This is a genomic window from Blastococcus sp. SYSU DS0510 (assembly GCF_054050835.1).
On sequence record NZ_JBJHAC010000004.1, the window covers coordinates 221,309 to 245,770 of the forward strand.

The window sequence follows — 24,462 nt, forward strand, 5'->3', positions numbered from 1 at the left end:
TGTCATCGCCGCGTACAACGCATCTGCCCTCCTCCTGCATCCCGATCGGCGGCACGAGTACGGCCTCCGCGAGCGGAGGGCCCCGGGGACCCACGCCGACTCAGCCCGTGAGCCACTCCGCGCACAGGGTGCCGGCCGAGACCAGCACGGCCGGGCCGCTGAGCACCGTCGTCGTCGCGGTCACCTGGACCGACAGGCGGCCCCCGGGGACGTCGACGACGACGGTCCCCTCTCCGGCGCCCTCGGCCCGGAGTGCCGCGTAGGCGGCGGCACACGCGCCCGTGCCGCAGGACCGGGTCTCGCCCACGCCTCGCTCGGAGACCCGCAGCCGCACGTGCGCGCCGGGCTCGAGGACGTTGACCAGCTCGACGTTGACCCCCTCGGCGAACAGCGCCGGGTCGAACCCGGGCGTGCCGGTCAGGTCGAGCTGCTCGACGGGCACCTCGGTGAGGCAGGCCAAGTGTGGGTTGCCCATGCTGACGGCGAGCCCGGCGAAGGTCCGGCCGTCGACCACCGCCGTCCCCTCGCCGAAGGGGCGCGCCGGGCCCATGTCCACCCAGTAGCCGCCGTCGGCACCGGCCCCGACCCGCCGGGCCCCGCCGCGGGTGCCCACCAGCAGGTCGCCGGTGCAGGAGCCGCGGTCCACCAGCCCCTCGCCGACGAGCGCGTGCAGGAACAGGCGGATGCCGTTGCCGCACATCTCGGCGTAGGAGCCGTCGGCGTTGCGGTGGTCCATGAACCACTCGCACCGCTCGAGGTCATCCCCCAGCACGTCCGCCGCGTCCGGGACGTGGGCGCTGCGCACCAGCCGCAGCACGCCGTCACCGCCCAGGCCCGCCCGCCGCTCGCAGAGCCGCCGGACCATCGCGGCGTCGAGGCGGTCGCCGGCCCACACGGTGCCGTCGGGGTCGGGCAGCACGACGAAGTCGTTCTCGGTGCCGTGGCCGATCAGCACGCGGGGCGAGGAGGTCATCGGTCGATCGTAGGCCCGGTGATCACCGCCGCCGCGGCGTCGGCCAGGTCGGTCCGGGCGGCGTCGAACCACGTCGTCGCGGCGTCCCGGCGGAACCACGAGCGCTGCCGCCGGACGAAGCGGCGGGTCGTGGTGACGGTGCGCTCCCTCGCCTCGTCGGGCGTCAGGACGCCGTCGAACTGCGCCAGCACCTGCGCGTAGCCCAGGGCGCGGGAGGCGGTCGGTCCCTCGCGCAGCCCGTCGGCGGCGAGCGCCGCGACCTCGTCGACGAAGCCGGCGGCCCACATCCGGTCCACGCGCGCCGCGACCCGCTCGTCCAGCTCGGCGGGCTCGCGGTCCAGCCCGAGCACCACGGCCGGGTAGTGCGGGCGCGGCTCGGGCAGCTGGGCGCGGAACGGCACGCCGGTGAGCTCGACGACCTCCAGCGCGCGCACGATCCGCCGTCCGTTGCTCGGCAGGACGGCGGCGGCGGCCTGCGGATCGAGCTCGGCGAGCCGGGCGTGCAGCGCGGCCGGGCCGACGGCGGCGAGCTCTTCCTCCAGCCGGGCGCGGACGGCCGGGTCGGTGCCCGGGAAGTCCAGCTCGTCGAGGACGGCCCGCACGTAGAGCCCCGAGCCGCCGACGAGCAGCGGCACCGTGCCGGCGGCCCGCAAGCGGTCGATCTCCGCCCGCGCCCGCCGGCGGTACTCCGCGACCGAGGCCGGCTCGCGCACGTGCCAGAGGTCCAACAGGTGGTGCGGCACACCACCCCGCTCGGCGAGGTCGGGTTTGGCCGTGCCGATGTCCATGCCGCGGTAGAGCTGCATCGAGTCCGCGTTCACCACCTCGCCGCCCAGCCGCCGGGCCAGTTCGACGGCGAGCGCGGTCTTGCCGGTGGCCGTCGGCCCGACGACCGCGACGACCGGCGGCGGCGTCACGCGACCACCCAGTCGGCGACGGGGTAACCGACCCCGAACGGCGCGGCGTCGTGGCGCAGCCGGGCGGTGACGTGCCGGCCGGCGAGCGCGGCCCCCACCGCGCGCCAGACGGGCACCCCCGCGGCCAGCAGACCCGCCTCCGCGGCGGGGTCCAGCGCCGCCAGCGCGGCGGCGTCGCCCGACGCCAGGGCGGTGGCGACCGCGGCGTCGAACGGCTCGGCCGCCGGGTCGAGATACCCGGGCGCCTTCACCGAGCGCCGTGCCGAGCCGTCCCCCATGACCAGCACCCCGACCGGCGCCGGCAGGTCGCGCATCAGCTGGCCGACGTCGGCCGGGCCGACCCCCACGCGGGTGCCGGCGAACGCCGCCTGGTCGAGCAGCCAGGCACCCACCGTGTGCGCGAGCGGGAGCCGCCTCCCCTCGGGGCGCAGCCGGCCGTCGAACGGCAGGTCGAGGTCGACGCCGAAGCCACGGAGGTCGCCGCCGTCGCCGGGACCGAACCGCTCCCCCGGCAGCGGCCCCGGCCCGACCACCACGACCACCTCCGGTCCGGCGCCGAGCAGCGCGGTGACCGCCTCCGCACAGGCCTCGCGCAGGGCGGCGCTCTCCGGCGAGGGCCGCCCCTCCACATCCGTGACCAGCAGGGGCGGGCACGGGCAGAAGGCGACGGCGGCCGACGGACGGGGCGCCCGGACCGGGACGCCGCCGGGGAAGGAGGTCACGGCAGCAGTCTCGCCGATGCGACGTGGGACACTGCCGGACGTGTCGAGCACGGACGACCCCGGCAACGGGGTGCAGCAGGCCGCTCCGCCGATTGCGGAGACCACCGAGACCCCTGAGACCCCCGCCCCGGAGGAGGCGACGCCGACCGGCGGCCCGGACGCGGTGACCCCCGCGGCTGGCACCCCGGCCGCGCCATCGCCCGCGGAGGCGGCGCTCGCCGACCCCACGGCGGATCCGGGCGCGCCCACCGGGGACCCGGACGCCTCCGTCGAGGCCCCGGGAGCGGCGGTGGCAGCCGCCGCGCCGACGCCGACGCCGGCGCCCGCGCCGGCGCCGACGGCCGCCCCGGTGGAGACCGTGGTGAGCGACCCGTCGCAGTGGGGTCGCGTGGACGCCGACGGCACCGTCTTCGTGCGCACCGCCGACGGCGAGCGCGAGGTGGGTTCCTGGCAGGCCGGCGAGGCCGAGGCGGGGCTGGCCCACTACGGCCGCCGCTACGACGACCTCGCCACCGAGGTCTCCCTCCTCGAGGCGCGGCTCAAGGCGCACACCGGCAACCCCGCGGAGATCAAGGCCAAGGCCGAGGCGCTGGCCGGGTCGATCCCGACCGCCGCCGCCGTCGGCGACCTGGAGGGCCTGGCCGCCCGGGCCCGCGCGATCGTGGAGACCGCCGAGGCCGCCGCCGTCGAGTACCGCGCCGAGAAGGCCGCCGCCCGCGCCGCGCAGGTGGCGCGCAAGGAGGCCCTGGCCGCCGAGGCCGAGCAGATCGCGGCCGAGTCGACGTCCTGGAAGGCCGCCGGCGACCGCCTCAAGGCGATCGTCGAGGAGTGGAAGACCATCCGCGGCATCGACCGCAAGACCGACGACGCCCTGTGGACGCGGTTCGCCGCCGCCCGGGACGCCTTCGGCCGCCGCCGCGGTGCCCACTTCGCCCAGCTCGACGCCCAGCGCAGCGAGGCCCGCTCGGCCAAGCAGGAGCTGATCCAGGAGGCGCAGCGGCTGTCGGCGTCGACCGACTGGGGCCCCACCAGCGCGGCGATGCGCTCGCTGATGGACCGCTGGAAGGCGGTGCCGCGCACCGGCCGCGACGGCGACGACGACCTGTGGAAGCAGTTCCGCGCAGCGCAGGACGTCTTCTTCAGCGCCCGTGCCGAGCAGGACAAGGCGCGCGACGCCGAGCAGGTCGCCAACCAGCAGGCCAAGGAGCAGCTGCTGGCCGAGGCCGAGCAGCTGGACCCCAGCAAGGACCTGCGGGGGGCGCAGAACGCGCTGCGCAAGATCCAGGAGCGCTACGACGCCATCGGTCACGTGCCCCGCGGCGTGATGCGCCAGCTCGAGGACCGGATGCAGGCCGTGGAGCAGAAGGTCCGCGGCGCAGCCGACGCCGGTCGCGTGCGCACCACCCCGGAGAACCCGATGGTCGCCTCCATGCGGGCCGCCGTCACCAAGGCCGAGGAGCAGCTGGCCAAGGCCGAGGCGGCGGGTGACGAGCGGCGGATCGACGAGGCGCGGGCCAACCTGCAGACCCGCCGGGAGTGGCTCGCCGAGGCGGAGAAGTCCGCCCGCCGGTAGCCCCCCGGGCATAGGAAGCTTCACCTGCGGAATCGCCCCGCGGGACGCAGGTGAAGCCTCCTATGCCTCCGTCAGCAGCCGGTGACCACCGGCAGCGGTGCAGGGACGCCGACCTGCGGCATGCCCAGCGAGACGCCGGGCGTCGTCGGCCGGGTGCCGGCCTCGCTCGCGTCGCCGGCCCGCGTGCGGCGGTGGGACACCAGCGGGCCGTCGGCGACCAGGTGGTGCGGCGCGGCCTGGGTGACGACGGTCTCGACGACGTCGCCGGGCCGCACCCCGTCGGCCGCGGTGAAGTGGACGAGGCGCCCGTCGCGGGCCCGGCCGGAGAGGCGGCCGCGTGCGGCGTCCTTGCTCCCCTCCCCCGCGGCGACGAGCAGCTCCACCCGCCGCCCGACGAGCCGGCGGTTCTCCTCCCAGCTGATCTCGTCCTGCAGCGCGGTGAGCCGGAGGTAGCGCTCCTGCACGACCTCCTTGGGCAGCTGCCCGTCCATCTCGGCGGCCGGGGTGCCGGGCCGCTTGGAGTACTGGAAGGTGAAGGCGCTGGAGAACCGGGCGGCCCGGACCACCTCGAGCGTCTGCGCGAAGTCCGCCTCGGTCTCGCCGGGGAAGCCGACGATGATGTCGGTGGTGATCGCGGCGTCGGGCATGGCGGCGCGGACGCGGTCGATGATCCCCAGGTAGCGCTCCTGCCGGTACGCGCGGCGCATCCGCTTGAGGACGTCGTCCGACCCCGACTGCAGCGGCATGTGCAGCTGGTGGCAGACCGCCGGCGTCTCGGCCATCGCGGCGATGACGTCATCGGTGAACATCGCCGGGTGCGGGCTGGTGAACCGGATGCGTTCCAGCCCCTGGATGCGGCCGGTGGCGCGCAGCAGGTCGGCGAACGCGCCGCGGTCGCCGAAGTCGCTGCCGTAGCTGTTGACGTTCTGCCCGAGCAGGGTCACCTCGAGCACGCCCTGGTCCACCAGCGCCTGCACCTCGGCCAGGATCTCGCCGGGGCGGCGGTCCTTCTCCTTGCCGCGCAGCGCCGGGACGATGCAGAACGTGCAGGTGTTGTTGCACCCGACGCTGATCGACACCCAGCCGGAGTAGGCGGAGTCCCGCTTGGCGGGCAGCGTCGAGGGGAAGACCTCGAGGGACTCCACGATCTCGACCTGCGCCTCGGCGTTGTGCCGGGCGCGGTCGAGCAGGGCCGGCAGCGACCCGACGTTGTGCGTGCCGAAGACCACGTCGACCCAGGGTGCCCGCGTGACGATCTCGCCGCGGTCCTTCTGCGCGAGGCAGCCGCCGACGGCGATCTGCATGCCGGGGCGGGCGTCCTTGACCGGGCGCAGGTGCCCGAGGTTGCCGTACAGGCGGTTGTCGGCGTTCTCGCGCACCGCGCAGGTGTTGAGGACGACGACGTCGGCGTCCTCCCCGTCCGCGGCGGCGGTGTACCCGGCCGCCTCGAGCAGGCCGGAGAGCCGCTCGGAGTCGTGCACGTTCATCTGGCACCCGTAGGTGCGCACCCGGTAGGTGCGGGCGGGGCTCGCGGTGGGGCTGCTCATCTCGACACGGAGGATACGGCGCGGCCCGGGACGACCGGGGCGTTCCGGCCGACCGTCACGGAGCGGGTTCGGCACCCAGCGCCGCAGCGGTCACCCGAACGGGCGGATCGCGCCCGGCGACCCCCTGACCGGCCGTGTTCGTTACGCCTTCGTGATCCCACGGTGCGGGAACCGCGACCTCCCGCCCCTAAGGTCCCCAGGGTGACCAGCCGTCCGAACGGAGAGCCTCTCGTCCGCCTGTCCGGGGTGAACAAGTGGTTCGGCGAACTGCACGTCCTGCAGGACATCGACCTCGAGATCGCCCGGGGCGAGGTGGTCGTCGTCATCGGCCCGTCGGGGTCGGGCAAGTCGACCCTGTGCCGCGCCATCAACCGCCTCGAGTCGATCGAGAAGGGCGAGATCGTCATCGACGGCGAGCGGCTGCCCGAGGAGGGCAAGCAGCTCGCCCGCCTGCGCGCCGACGTCGGCATGGTGTTCCAGAGCTTCAACCTCTTCGCGCACAAGACCATCCTGGAGAACGTCACCCTCGGGCCGATCAAGGTGCGCAAGCGGTCGAAGGCCGACGCCGAGAAGCGGGCCCGCGAACTGCTCGACCGCGTGGGCGTCGGCGCGCAGGCCGACAAGTACCCCGCTCAGCTCTCCGGCGGCCAGCAGCAGCGCGTGGCCATCGCCCGGGCCCTGGCCATGGACCCCAAGGTCATGCTGTTCGACGAGCCCACGTCGGCGCTGGACCCGGAGATGATCAGCGAGGTCCTCGACGTCATGGTCGGGCTGGCCGCCGACGGGATGACGATGATCGTCGTCACCCACGAGATGGGCTTCGCGCGGAAGGCGGCCAACCGCGTCGTCTTCATGGACGGCGGCCGGGTCGTGGAGTCCTCCGACCCCGAGACGTTCTTCAGCACCCCGAGCTCCGACCGGGCCAAGGACTTCCTCTCCAAGATCCTGAACCACTGACCGTTCCTACGGAAGGACAGCTCATGCGCACCACCCGCTACGCCGCCTCGCTCGCGGCCCTCGGCTTCATGCTCGCCGCCTGTGGCGGCAGCGAGGCCGGCAACCAGGCCGAGGACGCCGCCGACTCGACCGTCGAGGTCCAGGAGGAGGTCGACTTCGAGGCGGGTACGACGATGGCCGAGCTCGCCGAGGCCGGTTCCATCACCGTCGGCACGAAGTTCGACCAGCCCGGGTTCGGTCTCCTGAACCCCAACACCGAGACCCCCGAGGGCTTCGACGTCGAGATCGCCAAGCTGATCGCCGCGGAGCTCGGCATCGCCCCCGAGGACATCGAGTGGACCGAGACCGTCTCGGCCAACCGCGAGCCCTTCCTGCAGAACGGCCAGGTCGACATGGTGGTGGCGACCTACACCATCAACGACGCCCGCAAGGAGCTCATCGACTTCGCCGGCCCCTACTACGAGGCCGGCCAGGACATCATGGTCGCCGCCGGCAACCCGGAGGGCATCCAGGGCCCCGAGGACCTGGCCGGCAAGAACGTCTGCTCGGTCGAGGGATCGACGCCGGCGCAGAACATCCGGGACAACTACCCGGAGGCGACCCTCACGCTGTTCGACGTCTACTCCAAGTGCGCCGACGCCCTCGCCAACGGCCAGGTCGACGCCGTGACCACGGACAACGTCATCCTCACGGGCCTGGTCGCCGGCAGCGACGGCGCCTTCGAGCTCGTGGGCAACCCGTTCACCGAGGAGCCGTACGGCATCGGCGTGCCGAAGGGTGACGACGAGTTCCGCGCGTTCATCAACGACACGCTGGAGGAGGCCTACGAGAGCGGCGCCTGGGCCGACGCCTGGGACCGCACCGCCGGCGCCATCAGCGGCCAGGAGGCCCCCGAGCCGCCGGCCGTCGACCGCTACTGAGCACCCCCGGCGCTGCGGGGCGGGAACTCCCGCCCCGCAGCGCCGCTCCATGACCAGCCCCGAGAGGAGGCGGCGTGCAGTTCCTCGCTGACAACTTCGACCTGCTGTGGGACGCGTTCCTGACGACGCTGAGCCTGTCGTTGCTCGCCGGCCTGCTCGCCCTCGTGCTGGGCACGCTGCTGGCGGCCGCGCGGGTCAGCCCCATCCCGCCGCTGCGCGGGCTGGCGACCTTCTACGTCGAGACCTTCCGCAACACGCCGCTGACGGTCGTCTTCTTCTTCCTCATCTTCGGGCTGCCGCAGATCGACTTCATCCTCGGCTTCTACACCGGGGCGGTGCTCTCCCTCGGGCTCTACACCGCGGCGTTCGTCTGCGAGGCGGTGCGCTCGGGGATCAACGCGGTCTCGACCGGTCAGGCCGAGGCGTCCCGCGCGATCGGCCTCACCTTCGGGCAGTCGCTCCGCGAGGTCGTCCTCCCGCAGGCGTTCCGCACCGTCATCCCGCCGCTGGGCAACGTCTTCATCGCCATGGTGAAGAACAGCTCGATCGCCGCAGGCTTCGCCACCAGCGAGCTGAGCTCCCTGCTCCCCCGCCTGGTCAACGCCGACGCCGGGCAGCTCACCGCCGTCCTGCTGGGGGTCGTGATCGCCTACATGATCATCACGTTGCCGCTCGCGTTCGGCGTGCACAGCCTGGAGCGACGGGTGGCGATCCTCCGATGACCACGCCGGTCCTCTTCGACATCCCCGGCCCCAAGGCCCGCGCGCGCATCCGGATCGGTACCGGCGTCGGGATCCTGCTGATCCTGGGGATCCTCGCCCTCGTCCTCATCCGGCTCGCCGGCAACGGCCAGCTGGAGAGCCAGCGCTGGGCCGTGCTCTTCGACGCGCGCACCGGCGTGCCGCAGACGCTCGGCCGCGCGCTGGTCAACACGCTCCAGGTCGCCGCGGTCGGCATGGTCGTGGCCACGGTCCTCGGCCTGCTGCTGGCCGTCGGACGGCTGTCGGATCACCGCGCGGTGCGCTGGCTGGTCGGCACCTACATCGAGTTCTTCCGGGCCATCCCGCTGCTGGTCGTCATCTTCGCGCTCTACTTCGTCCTGCCGAAGTACGACGTCGAGCTCTCCGCCTTCCAGGCGCTCGCCGGCGGCCTCATTCTCTACAACTCGGCGGTGCTCGCCGAGATCTTCCGGGCCGGCATCCTGTCGATCGACAAGGGCCAGCGCGAGGCCGCGTTCGGCATCGGGATGCGCAAGTACCAGGTGATGTCGCTGGTGCTGCTCCCGCAGGCGACGAGGCGCATGCTCCCGGTGCTCATCGCGCAGCTGGTGGTCCTGCTGAAGGACAGCTCCCTGGGCTTCATCATCGGCTACTTCGAGCTGCTGCGAGGTGCGCGAAGCCTCGTGGAGTTCTTCTCCCTGAGTTTCGGCAACCAGTACACCTTCCAGCTGTACGTCGCCGCGGGCCTGATCTACATCGTCATCAACGTGCTGCTCTCCCAGCTGGCGAAGATCGTCGAGCGCCGGACCCGCCGGGCGGCGACGACGGGCGGCGGTGCTCCGAAGCTGCCGGCGGACGTGCAGATGGGTGGCGGCGGGGGCGCAGTCTGAGCCGTCCCCACCGTCCTGCGGCGGTGCGGACGACGCGGTCGCATGCTCCCCGGGGTCCTGCGGACTGCGCGCCTGACCAGGCCCTTCCCGTCCGACTCAGTCGTCCCAGCCGGGCGCGCCGAACCACCACGGAGCGCCTCGGTGGCGAGACTGGTCGGCACGATGGAGACGATGCACGCGGCCGGTCGCCGCACCCTTCCCCCGGTCCCCCGGACCGCTGCCGAGACGAGCCCGCCGGTCGTCCACCTGACGATGGCCGTCCCCGCTCCCCTCGACGCGCTCGCCCGGCTCGACGAAGGGCAGGCGTTCGTCGCCCGCCTGCGGTCGGCGGCTACGGCGTTCGCCGACGCCGCCGGGGCGGAGAGCGCCGTCGTCCGGGAAGTCGTGCCGCCGGCCCGGCACCGGCGCTCGCGCTGCCGGGTGGTGTTCCGGTACGCCGACGGCACCGAGACCGACCTGACGTTGCTCGGCGAGCGCCGGCGCTCGGGGACGTCCGCGACCGACGGGTTCGACGCCGAGATCACCCGGTGGCTCGCCGACGGCCAGCGCCGCGACCCGGCCTGGCTGGTGGCCGACGACGAGGCCCCCGACGGCGTGGCCGTCGACGTGACCGCCTGGGTCACCACCGGCTGACCGCGGAGACGCGACCGGAGGCGGCCCGGTGCCCCGGGGCCGCCTCCTGTCGCCTCGGGCGGGGCGCGACCGCTCAGGGCAGCGCGCTCTCCTCGTCGACGTCGGCGTACTCGTCCTCGGCCTCGTCGGCGGCGCCGACCTCGTCGAGGACGTCGCGGACGACGGCCGCCGCGAGCCCGCCGTTGTAGCCCTTGCGCGCCAGCATGCCCATGAGGCGCCGGGTGGCCGTCTGGCGGTCCAGCCGGCGCATCCCGGGCGCGCGACGCTCCACGAGCCGGCGGGCCGCCGCCCGTTCGTCGTCGTCGTCGACCAGCTGGACGGCCTCCGCGGCGGTCTCGGGGTCGACCCCCTTGGCGCGCAGCTCCGCGGAGAGCGCCCGCCGGGCGAGCCCGCGGCCGGCCTGCCGGCTGCTGACCCACGCCCGGGCGAAGGACGCGTCGTCGATCAGCCCGACCTCGGTGAACCGGTCGAGCACGGCCTCGGCCGCGTCGTCCGGCATCCCTCGCTCGGTGAGGAGGTCGGCGAGCTGCCGCCGGGTCTTCGGTGCCCCCGTCAGGGCGCGCAGGCAGATGCCCCGCGCGACCTGTTCGGGGTCACCGGGCTCGTCCTCCGGGGAACCGGGGGCGACGTCCGGGGTCAGGGGATCGTCACCGCCCGGCGTCCGCGGGCGCCGGGCGGCCCGGGTGTCCCCGAAGCCGCGCCGACGGGACGGGCGCCGCTGGTCCACCGGCAGGTCAGAAGTCGGGGGCGTCGACCGGCGCCGGGGCGTCCAGCTTCGGGCCGATGCCGAGCTTCTCCTTGACCTTCTTCTCGATCTCGTCGGCCAGGTCGGGGTTGTCCTTCAGGAAGTTGCGGACGTTCTCCTTGCCCTGGCCCAGCTGGTCGCCCTCGTAGGTGTACCAAGCGCCGGACTTCTTCACGATGCCTTGCTCGACACCGGCGTCGACGATGCCGCCCTCCCGGCTGAAGCCCTGACCCCAGAGGATGTCGAGCTCGGCCTGCTTGAACGGCGCGGCCACCTTGTTCTTGACGACCTTGATGCGCGTGCGGCTGCCGATCGCGTCGGTGCCCTGCTTGAGGGTCTCGATGCGGCGGACGTCGAGGCGGACCGACGAGTAGAACTTCAGCGCGCGACCACCGGTGGTGACCTCGGGTGAGCCGTAGACCACGCCGACCTTCTCGCGCAGCTGGTTGATGAAGATCGCCGTCGTGCCGGAGTTGCTCAGCGCACCGGTGATCTTGCGCAGCGCCTGGCTCATCAGGCGGGCCTGCAGACCCACGTGGCTGTCACCCATCTCGCCCTCGATCTCGGCGCGGGGCACCAGGGCCGCCACGGAGTCGATGACGATGATGTCGAGCGCACCGGAGCGGATCAGCATGTCGGCGATCTCGAGGGCCTGCTCACCGGTGTCGGGCTGGCTGACCAGGAGGGCGTCGGTGTCCACACCGATGGCGCGGGCGTACTCCGGGTCGAGCGCGTGCTCGGCGTCGATGAAGGCGGCGATGCCGCCGTTGGCCTGGGCGTTGGCCACCGCATGCAGGGCGACCGTGGTCTTACCGGAGGACTCCGGCCCGTAGACCTCGACGACCCGGCCGCGCGGGAGGCCGCCGATGCCGAGGGCGATGTCGAGGGCGATCGACCCGGTCGGGATGACCTTGATCGCTTGGGCGGCCTCGTCGCCCAGCCGCATGACCGAGCCCTTGCCGAACTGCTTGTCGATCTGGGCGAGGGCCATGTCGAGGGCCTTGTCGCGGTCGAGCGTTGCTGCCATGGTGCGTCACCTTCGGTTCGCGAGAAGCGGGTCGGGTCCGACGCTAGGGCGAGGCACCGACAGTTTTCGGGTTCCAGGGCGGGCTGGGGAGAACCGGCCGGCCTGTGGACGCCACAGTAGGCCGAACACTTGTTCGATCGCCAGGGCGACACGCCGCGTCGGGGAACCGGCCGGCTCAGCGCTCCTTGACCGGCACGTCGAAGGCCTCGCAGACGGCCAGCCACACCTTCCGCACGGGGACGCCGGCCTCGATGGCGTCCAGCGCCGTGCGCCCGCCGAGGTCGGAGAACACGTGATCGCGCGCCACGCTCTGGGCGCGCATCGACCCGAACTGACCGTCCAGACGGGACCAGAACTCCTGCAGCCGCACGCCACGACGCTAACCCGTCCGGCCCCGGCCGCGCCGCCGCCGCCCTACCCTTGCGCGCATGATCCCGGGCACCGGCTCCTCGACGCTCGACACCGTCCTCGAGATCGGCATCGTCATCGCGCTCGTCGCGCTGATCGTGCTGCTGATCAAGAACTACCGCGGGCGCTGACCCGCGAGCCCAGCCAGACCACGACGAGCGGGAGCACCAGGGCGGCGGAGACCCCGGAGACCAGCCCGAACCCGCCCCAGGCCAGCAGCGGGCCACCGACCACCCCCGCCAGCGCGGCACCGAGCCCCATCAGCAGGTCGGTGCCGCCCTGCGCGGTCGGCCGCAGCTCGGGCCCCACCGACGCCGTCACCAGCGCCGAACCCGCGATGAGCCCGCAGGACCAGCCGAGGCCCAGCAGGAGCAGCCCGGCACCGAGCTGCACCGAGTCCGCCGGCGCCGCCGTCCCCGAGATGGCGGCCGCGGCCAGCAGCAGCCCGGCGCCCAGGGCGACGACCGTGGGGGCCCCCGCGCGGTCGGCCAGCATGCCCACCAGCGGCGAGAACAGGTACATCCCGGCGACGTGCACGCTGATGACCAGTCCGACGAGGCGGAGCACCGCCCCCTCCGGGCCGCCGGCGTGACCCATGTGCACCGGCGTCATCACCATGACGCCGACCATCACCGAGTGGGCGACCACCACCGCGGTGAGGCCCAGCCGCCCGGCCGGGGTGGCCCAGACCGCCCGCAGAGCGGCACCGGTGGCGTGCCGCGGCCGCGGACCGCCACCACCCCCGCCGAGCGCCCGGGCCACCAGCAGCGGATCGGGGCGCAGGAGCAGCAGGAAGCCCACCGCCACCACCGCGAACACGATCGCCGACACCACGAAGACGCCGCCCAGCGCGGGCAGGCCCAGGGCCTCCCCGAGCTCGGCACCGGGCGCGGCCAGGTTCGGGCCGACCACGGAGCCGACGGTCGTGGCCCACACGACGAGCGAGAGCGAGCGCCCCCGGTGCTCGGGTTCGGCGAGGTCGGCGGCGGCGTAGCGGGACTGGAGCCCGCACGCCGTGGCGGCACCGAACAGGAACAGCCCGCCCAGCAGCAGGAGCAGGGAGGACACCGCCGCCGCCACGACGGTCACCACCGCGCCGACCACGCTGAGGCCGTAGCCGACGGCGAGCCCCGCCCGCCGGCCGGCCGAGTCGCTGATCCGGGCGAGCGGCACCGCCAGGACCGCAGCCCCCAGGACGCCGGCGGTCTGGCCGAGGCCGGAGGCGGTGTCGGTGCCTGCGACGTCGCGGGCCAGCAGCCCGCCGGCGGTGATGCCGACCGTGACGCCGAGCCCCGCCAGGGCCACGCCGCCGCTGAGGACGCCCAGCGTGCGGCGCTGCACGCGGGCGACGTCGACCGTGGCCTCGGGTTGCTGCAGCGGTGTCACGTGCGCTCCCGTCTCCCCGGGCGGGTGTTCCCGCCCTCCGGCGTCCGCGCCGGTCAGCGAAGTGTCGTACACGGCGGGGACACTGAGCGCGTGCCCGCCCGCCCGACCTCCGGCCGCCCCGAGGGCCGGGGCGCCCTGACCCGGTTCTCCGAGCCCACCCGCGCGTGGTTCACCGGCGCCTTCGAGCAGCCCACGGGCGCGCAGGAGGGCGCCTGGGAGGCGATCAGCAGCGGCGAGCACGCCCTCGTGGTGGCGCCCACCGGCTCCGGCAAGACGCTCGCCGCGTTCCTGTGGTCCCTCGACCGGCTGGCCGCCACCCCACCGGCCGACGAGCGGACCCGGTGCCGGGTGCTCTACGTCTCCCCGCTGAAGGCCCTCGCCGTCGACGTCGAGCGCAACCTGCGGGCGCCGCTCGCGGGCATCGGCCAGGCGGCGGCGCGGCTGGGGCTGCCCCGGCCGGAGATCACGGTCGGCATCCGCTCCGGCGACACCCCGGCCGACGAGCGGCGCACCTTCGCCCGCCGGCCGCCCGACATCCTCATCACCACGCCCGAGTCGCTGTTCCTGCTGCTCACCAGCCAGGCCCGGGAGGCGCTCCGCGGCGTCGAGACGGTCATCGTCGACGAGGTCCACGCCGTCACCGACTCCAAGCGCGGCGCGCACCTGGCCGTCTCCCTCGACCGGCTCGACGAGCTGCTGGAGCAGCCGGCGCAGCGGATCGGGCTCTCGGCGACGGTGCGGCCGATCGAGGAGGTCGCCACCTTCCTGGCGGGCGGGCGCCCGGTGCAGGTCGTCTCCCCCGCCTCGACCAAGCAATGGGACCTCTCGGTGGTCGTGCCGGTCGAGGACATGAGCGAGCTCGGCCAGCCCACCGGTGAGCTGGAGGGCTCGGCCGCCGGGCACCAGCCGCGCACCTCGATCTGGCCGGCGGTCGAGGAGCGGGTGCTCGACCTGGTGCAGGCGCACCGCAGCACGATCGTCTTCGCCAACTCCCGCCGGCTGGCCGAGCGGCTGACCAGCCGGCTCAACGGGCTGGCCTACGAGCGGCAGACCGGTGAGCCCGTGCCACCGGGCACCAACGCCGCGGCGCTGATGGCGCAGGCCGGCTCCGGCGGCGGCCTCCCCGAGGCGTTCGAGCCGGTGGCGGCGGCCCACCACGGGTCGGTCTCCCGCGAGCAGCGGGCGATCGTCGAGGAGGCGCTGAAGTCCGGTCGGCTGCCCGCCGTCGTCGCGACCTCGAGCCTCGAGCTCGGCATCGACATGGGCGCGGTCGACCTCGTCGTGCAGGTGGAGGCGCCACCCACGGTGGCCAGCGGCCTGCAGCGCGTCGGCCGGGCCGGGCACCAGGTCGGGGCGGTCAGCCGTGGCGTGCTGTTCCCGAAGTACCGCGGCGACCTCGTGCAGTGCGCGCTGGTCGCCGAGCGGATGCAGGCCGGTGCCATCGAGTCCATCCGCTACCTGCGCAACCCGCTCGACGTGCTGGCCCAGCAGATCGTCGCGATCGTCTCCGAGCGGCCGCGCACCGTCGACGAGGTCGGCGCGCTGGTCCGCCGCTCGGCGGCGTTCTCCTCGCTGCCGGAGTCGGCGCTGCACGCCGTCCTCGACATGCTCGCCGGGCGCTACCCCTCCGACGCCTTCGCCGAGCTGCGCCCGCGGCTCACCTGGGACCGCGTCACCGACACCCTCACCGCCCGCACCGGCGCCCAGCGGCTGGCCGTCACCAGCGGCGGCACCATCCCCGACCGCGGCCTGTTCGGCGTCTTCCTCGTCGGTGGCGAGGGGACCGGCGGCCGCCGGGTCGGCGAGCTGGACGAGGAGATGGTCTACGAGTCGCGGACGGGTGATGTGTTCCTCCTGGGCTCCTCGTCCTGGCGGATCGAGGAGATCACCCACGACCGCGTGCTGGTCACCCCCGCGCCCGGCCAGCCGGGGAAGATGCCGTTCTGGCACGGCGACGCCCCCGGGCGCCCGCTGGAGCTCGGCCGGGCGCTGGGCGCCTTCCTCCGCGAGGTCGGCTCCGCGACGCCGGAGGCGGGCCTGGAGCGCGCCCGCGCCGCCGGCCTGGACGAGTGGGGCGCGGCCAACCTCGCCGCCTACCTGGCCGAGCAGAAGGCGGCCACCGGCCACCTCCCCGACGACCGCACGCTGCTCGTCGAGCGGTTCCGCGACGAGCTGGGCGACTGGCGGCTCGTGGTCCACTCCCCCTTCGGCGCGCAGGTCAACGCGCCCTGGGCGCTGGTGCTCGCCGCCCGGCTGCGCGAGCGCCACGGCGTCGACGTCTCGGCCATGCACTCCGACGACGGCATCGTGCTGCGGCTGCCCGACACCACCGGGGAGCCGCCCGAGGCCGACCTCGCCGTCCTCGACCCCGACGACGTCGAGCGCGAGGTGACCGCCGAGGTGGGCAGCTCCGCGCTGTTCGCCAGCCGGTTCCGCGAGTGCGCCGCCCGCGCGCTGCTCCTCCCCCGGCGTGACCCCCGCCGTCGCACGCCGCTGTGGCAGCAGCGCCAGCGCGCCGCCCAGCTGCTGGGCGTGGCCAGCGAGTTCTCCTCGTTCCCCATCACGCTCGAGGCCGCCCGCGAGGTGCTGCAGGACGTCTACGACGTGCCGGGCCTGGTCGAGCTGATGCGCGACGTGCGGGCCCGGCGGGTGCGGCTGGTCGACGTGCAGACCGAGACCGCCTCGCCCTTCGCCCAGTCGTTGCTGTTCGGCTACGTCGGCCAGTTCCTCTACGAGGGCGACGCCCCGCTCGCCGAACGGCGCGCCCAGGCGCTCGCCCTCGACACCGGCCTGCTCGCGGAGCTGCTCGGCCGCTCGGAGCTGCGCGAGCTGCTCGACGCCGAGGCGATCAGCGAGATCGAGGCGGAGCTGCAGCGGCTCCCCCAGCAGCGGCACCCGCGCGACGTCGACGGCGCCGGTGACCTGCTCCGCGTGGTCGGCGACCTCACCGCGGCCGAGGCCGCGCGCCGGGGGGTGCCGCAGCCGTGGCTCGACGAGCTGGTCGCCGCCCGCCGGGCGCTGGTCGTCCGCATCGCCGGCGAGGAGCGGTACGTCGCGATCGAGGACGCCGGCCGCCTGCGCGACGCCCTCGGCACCGCGCTCCCCGTCGGGGTGCCCGAGGTCTTCACCGAGCCCGTCGCCGACCCCCTGGGCGACCTCGTCGGCCGCTACGCCCGCACCCACGGCCCGTTCCAGCCGGCCGAGGCCGCCACCCGGCTGGGCCTGGGGGTCGCCGTGGTCACCGCGACGGTGCAGCGGCTGACCGCCACCGGCCGGCTCGTCTCCGGCGAGTTCCGCCCCGGCGGCACCGGCCAGGAGTGGTGCGACGCCGACGTGCTGCGCTCCATCCGCCGGCGCAGCCTGGCCAAGCTGCGCCAGGAGGTCGAGCCGGTGCCCACCGGGACGCTGGCGCGCTTCACGCCGTCCTGGCAGGCGGTGGGCAGCCGGCTGCGGGGCGCCGACGGCGTGCTGGCGGTCGTCGAGCAGCTCGCCGGCGCCTTGGTGCCGGCCAGCGCCCTGGAGTCGCTGGTCCTGCCGGCCCGGGTGCGCGACTACTCCCCCGCCATGCTGGACGAGCTCACGAGCGCCGGAGAGGTGCTGTGGGCCGGTGCCGGCGGCCTGCCGGGTGGGGACGGCTGGATCAGCCTGGTGCCCGCCGACCTCGCCCCGCTGCTGCTGCCCGAACAGCTCGAGGTCGCCGGCGAGGGGCAGCCGCTCCTCGACCTGCTCGCCGGCGGCCAGGCACTCTTCTTCCGCAGCCTCTCCGACGCCCTGGGCGCCACCGACGACGCCGCGCTCGCCGACCTCGTCTGGGACCTGGTGTGGGCCGGCGCGCTGACCAACGACACCCTGGCCCCGCTGCGCACCCGGCTCGGTGGCGGCGGTACGCACAAGCGGGCCGCCGCCGCGCCGCGGGTCACCCGCAGCCGGTACGGGCGCCCGCGGCTGACCCGCGCCGCCATGCCCAGCCGCGGTGGCCCACCCACGGTGGCCGGGCGCTGGTCGCGGCTGCCCGACCGGGAGGCCAACGCCACCCGGCGCACGACCGCCCGCGCGGAGGCGCTGCTGGAGCGGCACGGCGTCCTCACCCGGGGCGCGGTCATGGCCGAGCAGGTGGTGGGCGGCTTCTCCGCGGTCTACCCGGTGCTGCGCGCCTTCGAGGAGAACGGTCGCGCGCGCCGCGGCTACTTCGTCGAGACCCTCGGCGCGGCACAGTTCGGCACCCCCGGCTCGGTCGACCGGCTGCGCAGCCTCGCCTCGCCCGACCGGCTGCCGGCCGGCGCCGTCGTGCTGGCCGCGACCGATCCGGCGAACGTCTACGGGGCGGCGCTGCCGTGGCCGGAGCGGCCCGGCAGCGAGGACGCCGCCGTCGACATCGGCGAGGGCACCGGCACCGGCACCGGGCGGAGGTCCGGGCACCGCGCCGGGCGCAAGGCGGGGGCGCTGGTGGTCCTGGTCGACGGCGACCTGGTGCTCTACGTCGAGCGCGGCGGGAAGACGCTGCTGTCCTGGACCGAGGACGAGCAGACCCTCAAGGAGGCGGCGACGGCGCTGTCCGGCGCGGTGTCGGCCGGGGCGCTGGGTCGGATGGTGGTGCAGAAGGCGGACGGCGCGTCGGTGCACGAGTCGACGCCGCTGAGCAGCGCGCTGCAGGCGGCCGGGTTCGCCGCCACCCCCCGCGGCCTGCGACTGCGGGGCTGATCAGCCGGAGGTCAGCGGCACCGTGAGCCCTGCAGCCACGGGGCGCACCAGCGACTCAGCCGCGGCATGAGCAGGCGCAGCGCCGTCACGACGTAGACGGCCGACAGCAGGAGCCGCAGCGGCCAGGGCCAGCTGCCGAGGAACGGCACGGCGAGCACCTGGAACAGCGAGGTGAACAGCAGGACGACGGCGACGGTGAGCAGCCAGCTCCGCCACGCCGGCCCCGGCCGCGGCGGGACGGCGAAGAAGCTCTCCAGACCCACCGCCCGTGCGACCCGCTCGTCCTCGACCATCCCGGGCAGCCGCGCGAGGAACGCCTGCCGCTCCGGCGAGCGCTCCCAGGCGGCCAGCGAGTCGGCGTCGGCGAAGCGGTAGACCAGGTGGTACTCGGAGCTGCCGGGCCCCGGCTGGAGCAGCGACGCGCCCAGGTTGCCGGGGTAGCCGGCGGCCTCCGCCAGCACCGCGCGGGCCGCCCGCTCGAACGCCGCACGCCGGTCGGGCCGCACCACGCGGGCGACGGTCACGGTGACCGGCTGGGCGTCGGGGGACGTCGCTGCGCCCCCGAGCCGGGTACGCAGTCGCAGGGGCACGCTCACGCTGAGGGCAGCGCACGGGGCCGCGGCCGCCTTCCCGGATGTCGGCGCTCTCACACACCCAGGGGCAGGTGGGGACGCAGCCGGGGATCATGGTCGCGTGCCCGAGGGAGACACCGTCTGGCTGGCGGCGAAGCGGATGAACACCGCGCTGGCCGGCGGCACGCTGCGCCGCGGGGAGTTCCGGCTCCCCCAGCTCGCCGGGCTCGACCTCACCGGTGCCGCGGTCACCGAGGTCGTCCCGCGCGGCAAGCACCTGCTCATCCGGCTCGCCGACGGGCGGACGCTGCGCACCCACTTCCGCATGGACGGCAGCTGGCACATCTACCGGCCGGGCGCTCGTTGGCGGGGTGGCCCGGGCTTCGAGGTGCGCGTCGTCCTGGCCACCGACGAGTGGGAGTGCGTCGGCTACCGGCTGCACGACGTCGAGATCGTGCCGACGGCGGAGGAGGACCGGCTCGTCGGCCACCTGGGCCCCGACATCCTGGCCCCGGACTGGGACCTCGGCGAGGCGCTGCGCCGGCTGCGCGCCCAGCCCGAGGAGCAGGTGGGCGTCGCCATCCTCGACCAGCGCAACGTGGCCGGGGTCGGCAACCTCTACAAGGTCGAGTCGCTGTTCCTGCTCGGCCTGCACCCGTGGGCACGGGTGGCCGACGTCGACGACCGGCTGGCGCCGCTGCTGCAGCGGGCGCAGCGGCTGATGCGCGCCAACCTCGAGCACCCCGAGCAGAGCACCACCGGCGATCTCCGCCGCGGCCACGACCACTGGGTCTACGGGCGGAGGGGCAAGCCCTGCCGCCGCTGCGGGACGCCGATCCTGATGGGTGACCAGGGGCCGCACCTGCAGGAGCGGGTCACCTACTGGTGCCCCCGCTGCCAGGCCGCGGACTCCCCGATCGCCCCCACCGCGCGCACCGGCGAAGCCGGCCGGCCCCGACCGGTCGCCACCCCCGGCTGAGCGCCCCCCGCCCCGCACCGGTCACGGCGCGGGGCCGACCCGTACGGCCCCCTGCAGGGTTCCCGCCGCGAGCGTGCGAGCGGCGGGGGCAGGGGGTCCGTCTACTGCTCACGCCTGCTCGGGGCGCTCCACGGGCTGGGCCTGCGGCTGGGTAGCCGCTTCGGGCGCCGGGGCGCCCTGCTCGATGGCGCCCGCGGTGGCGCTGCCCTCGACGGCCTGCGTGCCACCGCCCATGGAGGCGCGGATCTGGTCCAGCCGCGAGGCGCCGGCCACGTCGAGCGTCGCCTTCTGGACCTCGAGCATGCGGCCCTCGACCGACGACTGCGCCAGCTCCGCCTGGCCCAGCGCGTTGGCGTAGCGGGCCTCGATCTTGTCCCGCACCTCCGCGAGGCTCGGGGTGTTCCCCGGCGCGGAGAGCTCGTTGACCTGCTTCATGGATGCGGCGACGTGCTCCTGCATCTTCGCCTGCTCCAGCTGGCTCATGAGCTTGGTGCGCTCGGCCAGCGTGGTCTGCAGGCGCATGCGGGACTGCTCCACCGCGCCGCGCGCCTGCTCGGCGGCCTGCAGCGCCTCGTCGTGGCTGCGCTTGAGGTCCTCCATCGACTGCTCGGCGGCCACCAGCTGGGTGGCGAACGCCTGCGCGGCCTGCTCGTACTCGGCCGCCTTCGCCACGTCCCCCTTGCTCCGCGTCTGGTCGGCCAGCACGAGCGCCTGGCGGGCGGAGGCCTGCAGCTTCTCCACCTCGCTGAGCTGCCGGTTGAGCCGCATCTCCAGCTGGCGCTGGTTGCCCAGGACCGCAGCCGCCTGGTTGGCCAGCGACTGGTGGCGCTGCTGCTCGGCCTCGATCGCCTGGGCGATCTGGATCTTCGGGTCGGCCCGCTGGTCGATCTGGGCGTTGGCCGAAGCCGTGAGGTACTTCCACAGCTTCACGAACGGGTTGGGCATGAGGTCCTCCTGCTCCGGCGCGGTCGCCGGCCTGGCGATGCTCGTCCCCAGCATCGTCCCAGGTGATCACCCTCGGCAACCGACGCGGACCGTCCGCGCCGCCACTAGGGTTCGCATCGTGCCACCCGCCGACCCCGTCCTGTGCGTCCTCGGGGAGCTGGTCGTCGACCTGCTGCCCGTCCCCGGAGGCGCCGACGGCAGCACCGCGCCGCACTACGTCGCCCGCCCCGGCGGGAACGCGCTGAACGTCGCGGTCGCCGCCGGCCGCCTCGAGGCCCCGGTGCGGCTGCTGGCCCGGCTGGGCACCGGGCCGCTGGCCGTCAACCTGCGCCGGCACGCGGAGCTGGCCGGGGTCGACACGGCCGGCTTCGTCGAGGCCGCCGAACCGGTCAGCCTCGCCGTGGTCGGCGTCGGGGCCGACGGCTCCCCCGACTACGGCTTCCACGTGCTCGGCGCGGCCGACTGGCGGTGGACCGACGAGGAGCTCGGCCGGGTGCTGCCCGACGCCGTGGGCGCGCTGCACGTCGGCTCGATCTCCAGCTGGACGGAGCCGGGGAGCGGCGCGATCGCCCGGCTGGTCCGCCGGCTCTCGGGTCGGGCGCTGATCAGCGTCGACCCCAACATCCGCCCGATGCTCGCCGAGGGGCCGGTCGGGGCCTCCCTGGGCAACGACCGCGCCGCCGTCACCGGCCGGCTGGACGAGCTCGTCCGCCACGCCGACGTCGTCAAGCTCAGCGCCGAGGACCTGGCCTGGCTGGAGCCCGGCACCACCGACCTGGACGACGCCGCGCGCCGCTGGGCCCAGCGCGGCCCCGCGCTGGTCGTCCTCACCGATGGCGGCGCACCGCTGCGCGTCGCCCGCCCCGGCCGGCCCGTGCTGCACCGCGAGACCCCGCGCGTCCCCGTGGTCGACACGGTGGGCGCCGGCGACTCCCTGGCCGCGGGCCTGCTGACCGGCCTGCTGGGCGCGGGGCTCACCACCCGCACCGCCCTGGACGGCGCCCCCGACGACCGGCTGCTGGCCCTGGTGGACGACGCCGCGCTCGTGGCCGCGGTCAACTGCACCCGCGTCGGCGCCGATCCCCCCACCCGCGACGAGCTCGCGGCCGCGCGGGGCGACCGGTGACCGCCGGGGACCTCCGGCTGGTCGGCCTCGAGGAGCTCTCCGCGGGTGCGCTGCGCGGCCGGCTGCTGGCCCGGCGCGCCGAGTTCTGGGCGGGCTCCGCGCTCGACGACGACGCCGTCACCGCGCTGCACGACCCGGTGTTCTTCCACCAGCTGGGCGGCTTCGGCGCGGTCGCCCTCACGCCGGACCAGGGGGACGCCGGCTACCTGCTCGGGGTGGTGAGCGCCGACCGGCTCGCCGTCGTCCAGACCGTCGCCGTCCACCCCGCCTGGCGAAGCCGCGGGGTCGCCACCCGGCTGCTGGAGCGCTTCGCGGGCCTCGCGGCCGGGGTCGGCGCACGGGTCGTCCAGGCCGTCGCGCTGCCCGCGGACGGCGGCGCCGCCGCGCTCGCCGCCCGTCTCGGTGCTCATCCGGCGCCCTCACCCGGGCACGCCGGGCCGGGCGACGACCGCATGGTGTTCACCCGCGCCCTGCCGCTGGAGCCCTCGGCTCAGCCCACCGGCTCCAGGAGCTGACCGAGCCGCGCCGCCTGGCGGCGCCGCTGCGTGGTGAGCCCCGGCTGCAGCACCACGCCGAGCAGCCACCGCCCGGCGAGCTCCGCCGCGTCCTCGTCGGTACCGAGCGCGGCGGCCAGGCGCCGGGCGAGCTCGGCCCACTCCTCGGGCCCGGGCGCCAGCAGCTCGCCGAGCCGGTCGGGCTCGGTCGCCGCGAGCCCGCGCAGCACCGGGTGGGTGGCGAGTTCGTCGGCGAGCGCGGCCAGCCCCTGGGCCGGGGGCAGCCCCGCGGCGAGGTCGGTCAACCGCTGCAGCTCCGCGGCCAGCAGCGCCCGCAGCACGTCGTCCTTGGTGCGGAAGTGGTTGTACAGCGTGGCCTTGGCGACCCCGGCCGCGGCCGCGATCGACTGCATCGTGGTGCGCCGCAGCCCCTGTGCGGCGAAAGCCTGGGCGGCGCCCGTGAGGAGCCCCGCCCGGGTGCGGTTCACGCCGCCGGGTGCCGGCTGCTCAGGCGGCGAGCGACACCGCGTCGTGCCGCCGTGCGGTGCGGCCCTCCCCGGCGCCGACCAGGGCCAGCGCGGGCTCGGTGGCCGCGTCGGACGGCTGGGGGGCCGCCACGGTCTCGCTCGGCACAGCCTCGCCGGAACCCACCAGCGGGCGGACGTCGGCGCCGGCCGCGGCACCGCGGAGCTCGAGGCTCACCTCGGCGAGCAGGTCGGCGAGCTCCACCTCGAGGGCGTCGCAGATGGAGGCAAGCAGCTCGGAGGAGGCCTCCTTCTGCCCCCGCTCCACCTCGGACAGGTAACCCAGGCTCACCCGGGCGGCGCCGGAGACGTCGCGCAACGTGCGGTGCTGACGCAGCCGGTGGCCGCGCAGGGTGTTCCCGAGCTGGGTGCGCAGCAGCGTCATGGCCGTCTCCTGTCCTGCGAGCGGGGAAGCGGCGGTGCCATCGGGCACCGTGCGCTCACGGTACGCGGCGCGTCCGCCGTCAGCCCACCGACGGGGCCGAGTCCGCTCATGGCGTAACGCCGTCGGCCGGGTGGGCGTTCCCGTCGACTGCTGCGCGGAGCCGGTCGAGCAGGGCCGTGAATGCGCCGGTCACCGCGCCGGCGCGCACCGCGGCGCGGTCCCCCCGGAGGTCGAGCCGGGCGACGTCGGTGCGCCGCCCGTCGCTCACGCCGAGGAAGACCGTGCCGGGGCCGTGCCCGTCGACGGGGTCGGGGCCGGCGACCCCGGTGAGCCCGAGGCCGAACGAGGCCGCGCACCGGGTGCGGATGCCCTGGGCCAGCGCGGCCGCCGTCTCCCGGCTCACCGGCCCGTGCGCGGCGAGCAGGTCGGCGGGCACCCCGGCGAGCGTGGTCTTCAGGTCGGTGGCGTAGACGACCGCACCCCCGCGCAGCGTCGCACTGGCGCCGGGCACCGCAGCGAGGGTGGCGCAGAGCAGCCCCGCGGTGAGCGACTCCGCGGCCGCCACGGTGGCGCCGCGGGCGAGCAGCGCGCGGTGCACCTCACCGGCGAGCGCCTCGAGCGCGGCGGAGCCGTCCGCGGTGGCCACGGCCGGTCAGGCGGCGGTGTCGCGGCGGGTGGAGGGGTCGGCGCCCGACTGCCGGCGGGCCGCCGCCGCCCGCATGGCACGGGCGCTCGTCTGGCGCAGCGTGATCGCGCGGTAGACGTAGTCCAGGCCGGTGAGCACGGTGAGCACCACGGCCGCGGCCATCACCCACCAGCGCGCGGTGGCCAGCGCGCCGCTCAGCGGCAGGATGTACAGGCCGATCGCGAGGGCCTGCAGCACCGTCTTCGCCTTGCCGCCGCGGCTGGCCGCGATGACGCCGTCCCGGATGACCCAGAAGCGCAGCAGGGTGACCCCCACCTCGCGCACCAGGATCACCGCGGTGACCCACCAGGGCAGCAGGGCGAGCACGGACAGCCCGATGAGCGCGGTGCCGGTCAGCGCCTTGTCGGCGATCGGGTCGGCGAGCTTGCCGAACTCGGTCACCTGCCCGGTCCGCCGGGCGATCAGCCCGTCGTAGCGGTCGGTGAGGATCGCCAGGCCGAAGACGAGGGTGGCCCAGTAGCGGCTGCTGTCGTCGAGGGTCTCGTCCTGCAGCAGGAGGACGGCGAAGACGGGGACCACGGCCAGCCGCAGCACGGTGAGCGCGTTCGGCACGTTGACCAGCCGCACCGACTGCGGGGGCGTCGCTGCCGGGTCGGGGGCCACGTCGGTCACC

24 protein-coding genes are annotated in these 24,462 nt (G+C 75.2%); 10 read left to right on the forward strand and 14 right to left on the reverse strand.

The features are described from left to right. Positions 1–100: 100 nt before the first annotated feature. From dapF to ACI79P_RS05440, 3 genes are read right to left on the reverse strand one after another with little or no spacing between them, the layout of a single operon-like run. A complete protein-coding gene (gene dapF / locus ACI79P_RS05430) occupies positions 101–973 on the reverse strand; it encodes a diaminopimelate epimerase (RefSeq protein WP_456580007.1) in 873 nt (290 codons plus the stop codon). After that, positions 970–1,890, reverse strand: coding sequence for a tRNA (adenosine(37)-N6)-dimethylallyltransferase MiaA (gene miaA, locus ACI79P_RS05435; RefSeq protein WP_456580008.1), 921 nt, complete (start codon positions 1,888–1,890; stop codon positions 970–972). The genes dapF and miaA overlap by 4 nt, the downstream gene beginning before the upstream one ends. Next, entirely contained in the window at positions 1,887–2,612 is a 726-nt protein-coding gene (locus ACI79P_RS05440; protein ID WP_456580009.1) for a hypothetical protein, read from the reverse strand. Before ACI79P_RS05440 ends, miaA begins: the two co-directional genes overlap by 4 nt. Positions 2,613–2,652: 40 nt before the next feature. Here ACI79P_RS05440 and ACI79P_RS05445 point away from each other — a divergent pair, with 40 nt between their 5' ends. Continuing rightward, positions 2,653–4,185: a DUF349 domain-containing protein gene (locus ACI79P_RS05445; RefSeq protein WP_456580010.1), complete on the forward strand. Its 1,533-nt coding sequence runs from the start codon at positions 2,653–2,655 to the stop codon at positions 4,183–4,185. 71 nt (positions 4,186–4,256) lie between these two features. On the opposite strand, the gene miaB is transcribed toward ACI79P_RS05445, so the two are convergent. Next, a complete protein-coding gene (gene miaB, locus ACI79P_RS05450) occupies positions 4,257–5,732 on the reverse strand; it encodes a tRNA (N6-isopentenyl adenosine(37)-C2)-methylthiotransferase MiaB (protein WP_456580011.1) in 1,476 nt (491 codons plus the stop codon). Positions 5,733–5,933: 201 nt separating this feature from the next. Between miaB and ACI79P_RS05455 the strand changes: the two genes are divergently transcribed. From ACI79P_RS05455 to ACI79P_RS05475, 5 genes are all read left to right on the forward strand, one after another. Beyond that, positions 5,934–6,689, forward strand: a complete 756-nt coding sequence (locus tag ACI79P_RS05455; RefSeq protein ID WP_456580012.1) for an amino acid ABC transporter ATP-binding protein — start codon at positions 5,934–5,936, stop codon at positions 6,687–6,689. A gap of 23 nt (positions 6,690–6,712) precedes the next feature. Continuing rightward, positions 6,713–7,609 carry a glutamate ABC transporter substrate-binding protein gene (locus ACI79P_RS05460; protein ID WP_456580013.1) on the forward strand — a complete coding sequence of 299 codons (897 nt, stop codon included), beginning with the start codon at positions 6,713–6,715 and terminating at the stop codon, positions 7,607–7,609. A gap of 74 nt (positions 7,610–7,683) precedes the next feature. Further along, positions 7,684–8,331, forward strand: coding sequence for an amino acid ABC transporter permease (locus ACI79P_RS05465; RefSeq protein WP_456580014.1), 648 nt, complete (start codon positions 7,684–7,686; stop codon positions 8,329–8,331). Then, positions 8,328–9,218, forward strand: coding sequence for an amino acid ABC transporter permease (locus ACI79P_RS05470; protein ID WP_456580015.1), 891 nt, complete (start codon positions 8,328–8,330; stop codon positions 9,216–9,218). The genes ACI79P_RS05465 and ACI79P_RS05470 overlap by 4 nt, the downstream gene beginning before the upstream one ends. 141 nt (positions 9,219–9,359) lie before the next feature. Continuing rightward, complete coding sequence (locus tag ACI79P_RS05475; protein ID WP_456580016.1) at positions 9,360–9,851, forward strand: hypothetical protein; 492 nt, start codon at positions 9,360–9,362, stop codon at positions 9,849–9,851. 73 nt (positions 9,852–9,924) lie between these two features. Here the strand turns inward: ACI79P_RS05475 and ACI79P_RS05480 are convergent, their stop codons facing one another. From ACI79P_RS05480 to ACI79P_RS05495, 4 genes are all read right to left on the reverse strand, one after another. Continuing rightward, complete coding sequence (locus ACI79P_RS05480) at positions 9,925–10,578, reverse strand: regulatory protein RecX (protein WP_456580017.1); 654 nt, start codon at positions 10,576–10,578, stop codon at positions 9,925–9,927. Positions 10,579–10,585: 7 nt separating this feature from the next. After that, entirely contained in the window at positions 10,586–11,623 is a 1,038-nt protein-coding gene (recA, locus tag ACI79P_RS05485) for a recombinase RecA (RefSeq protein WP_456580018.1), read from the reverse strand. Between the two features lie 175 nt (positions 11,624–11,798). After that, positions 11,799–11,993, reverse strand: coding sequence for a DUF3046 domain-containing protein (locus ACI79P_RS05490; protein ID WP_456580019.1), 195 nt, complete (start codon positions 11,991–11,993; stop codon positions 11,799–11,801). Positions 11,994–12,139: 146 nt separating this feature from the next. Continuing rightward, the gene (locus ACI79P_RS05495; RefSeq protein WP_456580020.1) at positions 12,140–13,417 is read right to left on the reverse strand and encodes an MFS transporter; all 1,278 of its coding nucleotides are present in this window, start codon (positions 13,415–13,417) and stop codon (positions 12,140–12,142) included. A gap of 90 nt (positions 13,418–13,507) precedes the next feature. Here ACI79P_RS05495 and ACI79P_RS05500 point away from each other — a divergent pair, with 90 nt between their 5' ends. Beyond that, positions 13,508–18,118, forward strand: coding sequence for an ATP-dependent helicase (locus tag ACI79P_RS05500; RefSeq protein WP_456580021.1), 4,611 nt, complete (start codon positions 13,508–13,510; stop codon positions 18,116–18,118). A gap of 11 nt (positions 18,119–18,129) precedes the next feature. Here the strand turns inward: ACI79P_RS05500 and ACI79P_RS05505 are convergent, their stop codons facing one another. After that, positions 18,130–18,714: an antibiotic biosynthesis monooxygenase gene (locus tag ACI79P_RS05505; protein ID WP_456580022.1), complete on the reverse strand. Its 585-nt coding sequence runs from the start codon at positions 18,712–18,714 to the stop codon at positions 18,130–18,132. A gap of 97 nt (positions 18,715–18,811) precedes the next feature. Between ACI79P_RS05505 and ACI79P_RS05510 the strand changes: the two genes are divergently transcribed. Continuing rightward, positions 18,812–19,669, forward strand: a complete 858-nt coding sequence (locus ACI79P_RS05510) for a DNA-formamidopyrimidine glycosylase family protein (RefSeq protein WP_456580023.1) — start codon at positions 18,812–18,814, stop codon at positions 19,667–19,669. Positions 19,670–19,777: 108 nt separating this feature from the next. Here ACI79P_RS05510 and ACI79P_RS05515 read toward each other — a convergent pair whose 3' ends face one another. After that, entirely contained in the window at positions 19,778–20,614 is an 837-nt protein-coding gene (locus ACI79P_RS05515) for a PspA/IM30 family protein (protein WP_456580024.1), read from the reverse strand. Between the two features lie 118 nt (positions 20,615–20,732). Between ACI79P_RS05515 and ACI79P_RS05520 the strand changes: the two genes are divergently transcribed. Both ACI79P_RS05520 and ACI79P_RS05525 read left to right on the forward strand, forming a co-directional pair. Further along, complete coding sequence (locus ACI79P_RS05520; RefSeq protein WP_456580025.1) at positions 20,733–21,740, forward strand: PfkB family carbohydrate kinase; 1,008 nt, start codon at positions 20,733–20,735, stop codon at positions 21,738–21,740. Beyond that, the gene (locus ACI79P_RS05525) at positions 21,737–22,255 is read left to right on the forward strand and encodes a GNAT family N-acetyltransferase (RefSeq protein WP_456580026.1); all 519 of its coding nucleotides are present in this window, start codon (positions 21,737–21,739) and stop codon (positions 22,253–22,255) included. Before ACI79P_RS05520 ends, ACI79P_RS05525 begins: the two co-directional genes overlap by 4 nt. On the opposite strand, the gene ACI79P_RS05530 is transcribed toward ACI79P_RS05525, so the two are convergent. From ACI79P_RS05530 to pgsA, 4 genes are all read right to left on the reverse strand, one after another. Next, a complete protein-coding gene (locus ACI79P_RS05530; protein WP_456580027.1) occupies positions 22,231–22,722 on the reverse strand; it encodes a TetR family transcriptional regulator in 492 nt (163 codons plus the stop codon). The two genes, ACI79P_RS05525 and ACI79P_RS05530, sit on opposite strands and share 25 nt — an antisense overlap. Before the next feature lie 19 nt (positions 22,723–22,741). Then, positions 22,742–23,143 carry a helix-turn-helix domain-containing protein gene (locus tag ACI79P_RS05535; RefSeq protein ID WP_456580028.1) on the reverse strand — a complete coding sequence of 134 codons (402 nt, stop codon included), beginning with the start codon at positions 23,141–23,143 and terminating at the stop codon, positions 22,742–22,744. 106 nt (positions 23,144–23,249) lie between these two features. Then, positions 23,250–23,789: a CinA family protein gene (locus ACI79P_RS05540; RefSeq protein WP_456580029.1), complete on the reverse strand. Its 540-nt coding sequence runs from the start codon at positions 23,787–23,789 to the stop codon at positions 23,250–23,252. Positions 23,790–23,795: 6 nt separating this feature from the next. Next, a complete protein-coding gene (gene pgsA, locus ACI79P_RS05545; protein ID WP_456580030.1) occupies positions 23,796–24,461 on the reverse strand; it encodes a CDP-diacylglycerol--glycerol-3-phosphate 3-phosphatidyltransferase in 666 nt (221 codons plus the stop codon). Between the last annotated feature and the right edge of the window lies 1 nt (position 24,462).

Coding starts and splice junctions, on each gene's coding strand:
- dapF (WP_456580007.1), bottom strand. CDS start 973: ATGACCTCCTCGCCCCGCGTGCTGATCGGCCACGGCACCGAGAACGAC.
- miaB (WP_456580011.1), bottom strand. CDS start 5,732: ATGAGCAGCCCCACCGCGAGCCCCGCCCGCACCTACCGGGTGCGCACC.
- ACI79P_RS05460 (WP_456580013.1), top strand. CDS start 6,713: ATGCGCACCACCCGCTACGCCGCCTCGCTCGCGGCCCTCGGCTTCATG.
- ACI79P_RS05470 (WP_456580015.1), top strand. CDS start 8,328: ATGACCACGCCGGTCCTCTTCGACATCCCCGGCCCCAAGGCCCGCGCG.
- recA (WP_456580018.1), bottom strand. CDS start 11,623: ATGGCAGCAACGCTCGACCGCGACAAGGCCCTCGACATGGCCCTCGCC.
- ACI79P_RS05515 (WP_456580024.1), bottom strand. CDS start 20,614: ATGCCCAACCCGTTCGTGAAGCTGTGGAAGTACCTCACGGCTTCGGCC.
- ACI79P_RS05535 (WP_456580028.1), bottom strand. CDS start 23,143: ATGACGCTGCTGCGCACCCAGCTCGGGAACACCCTGCGCGGCCACCGG.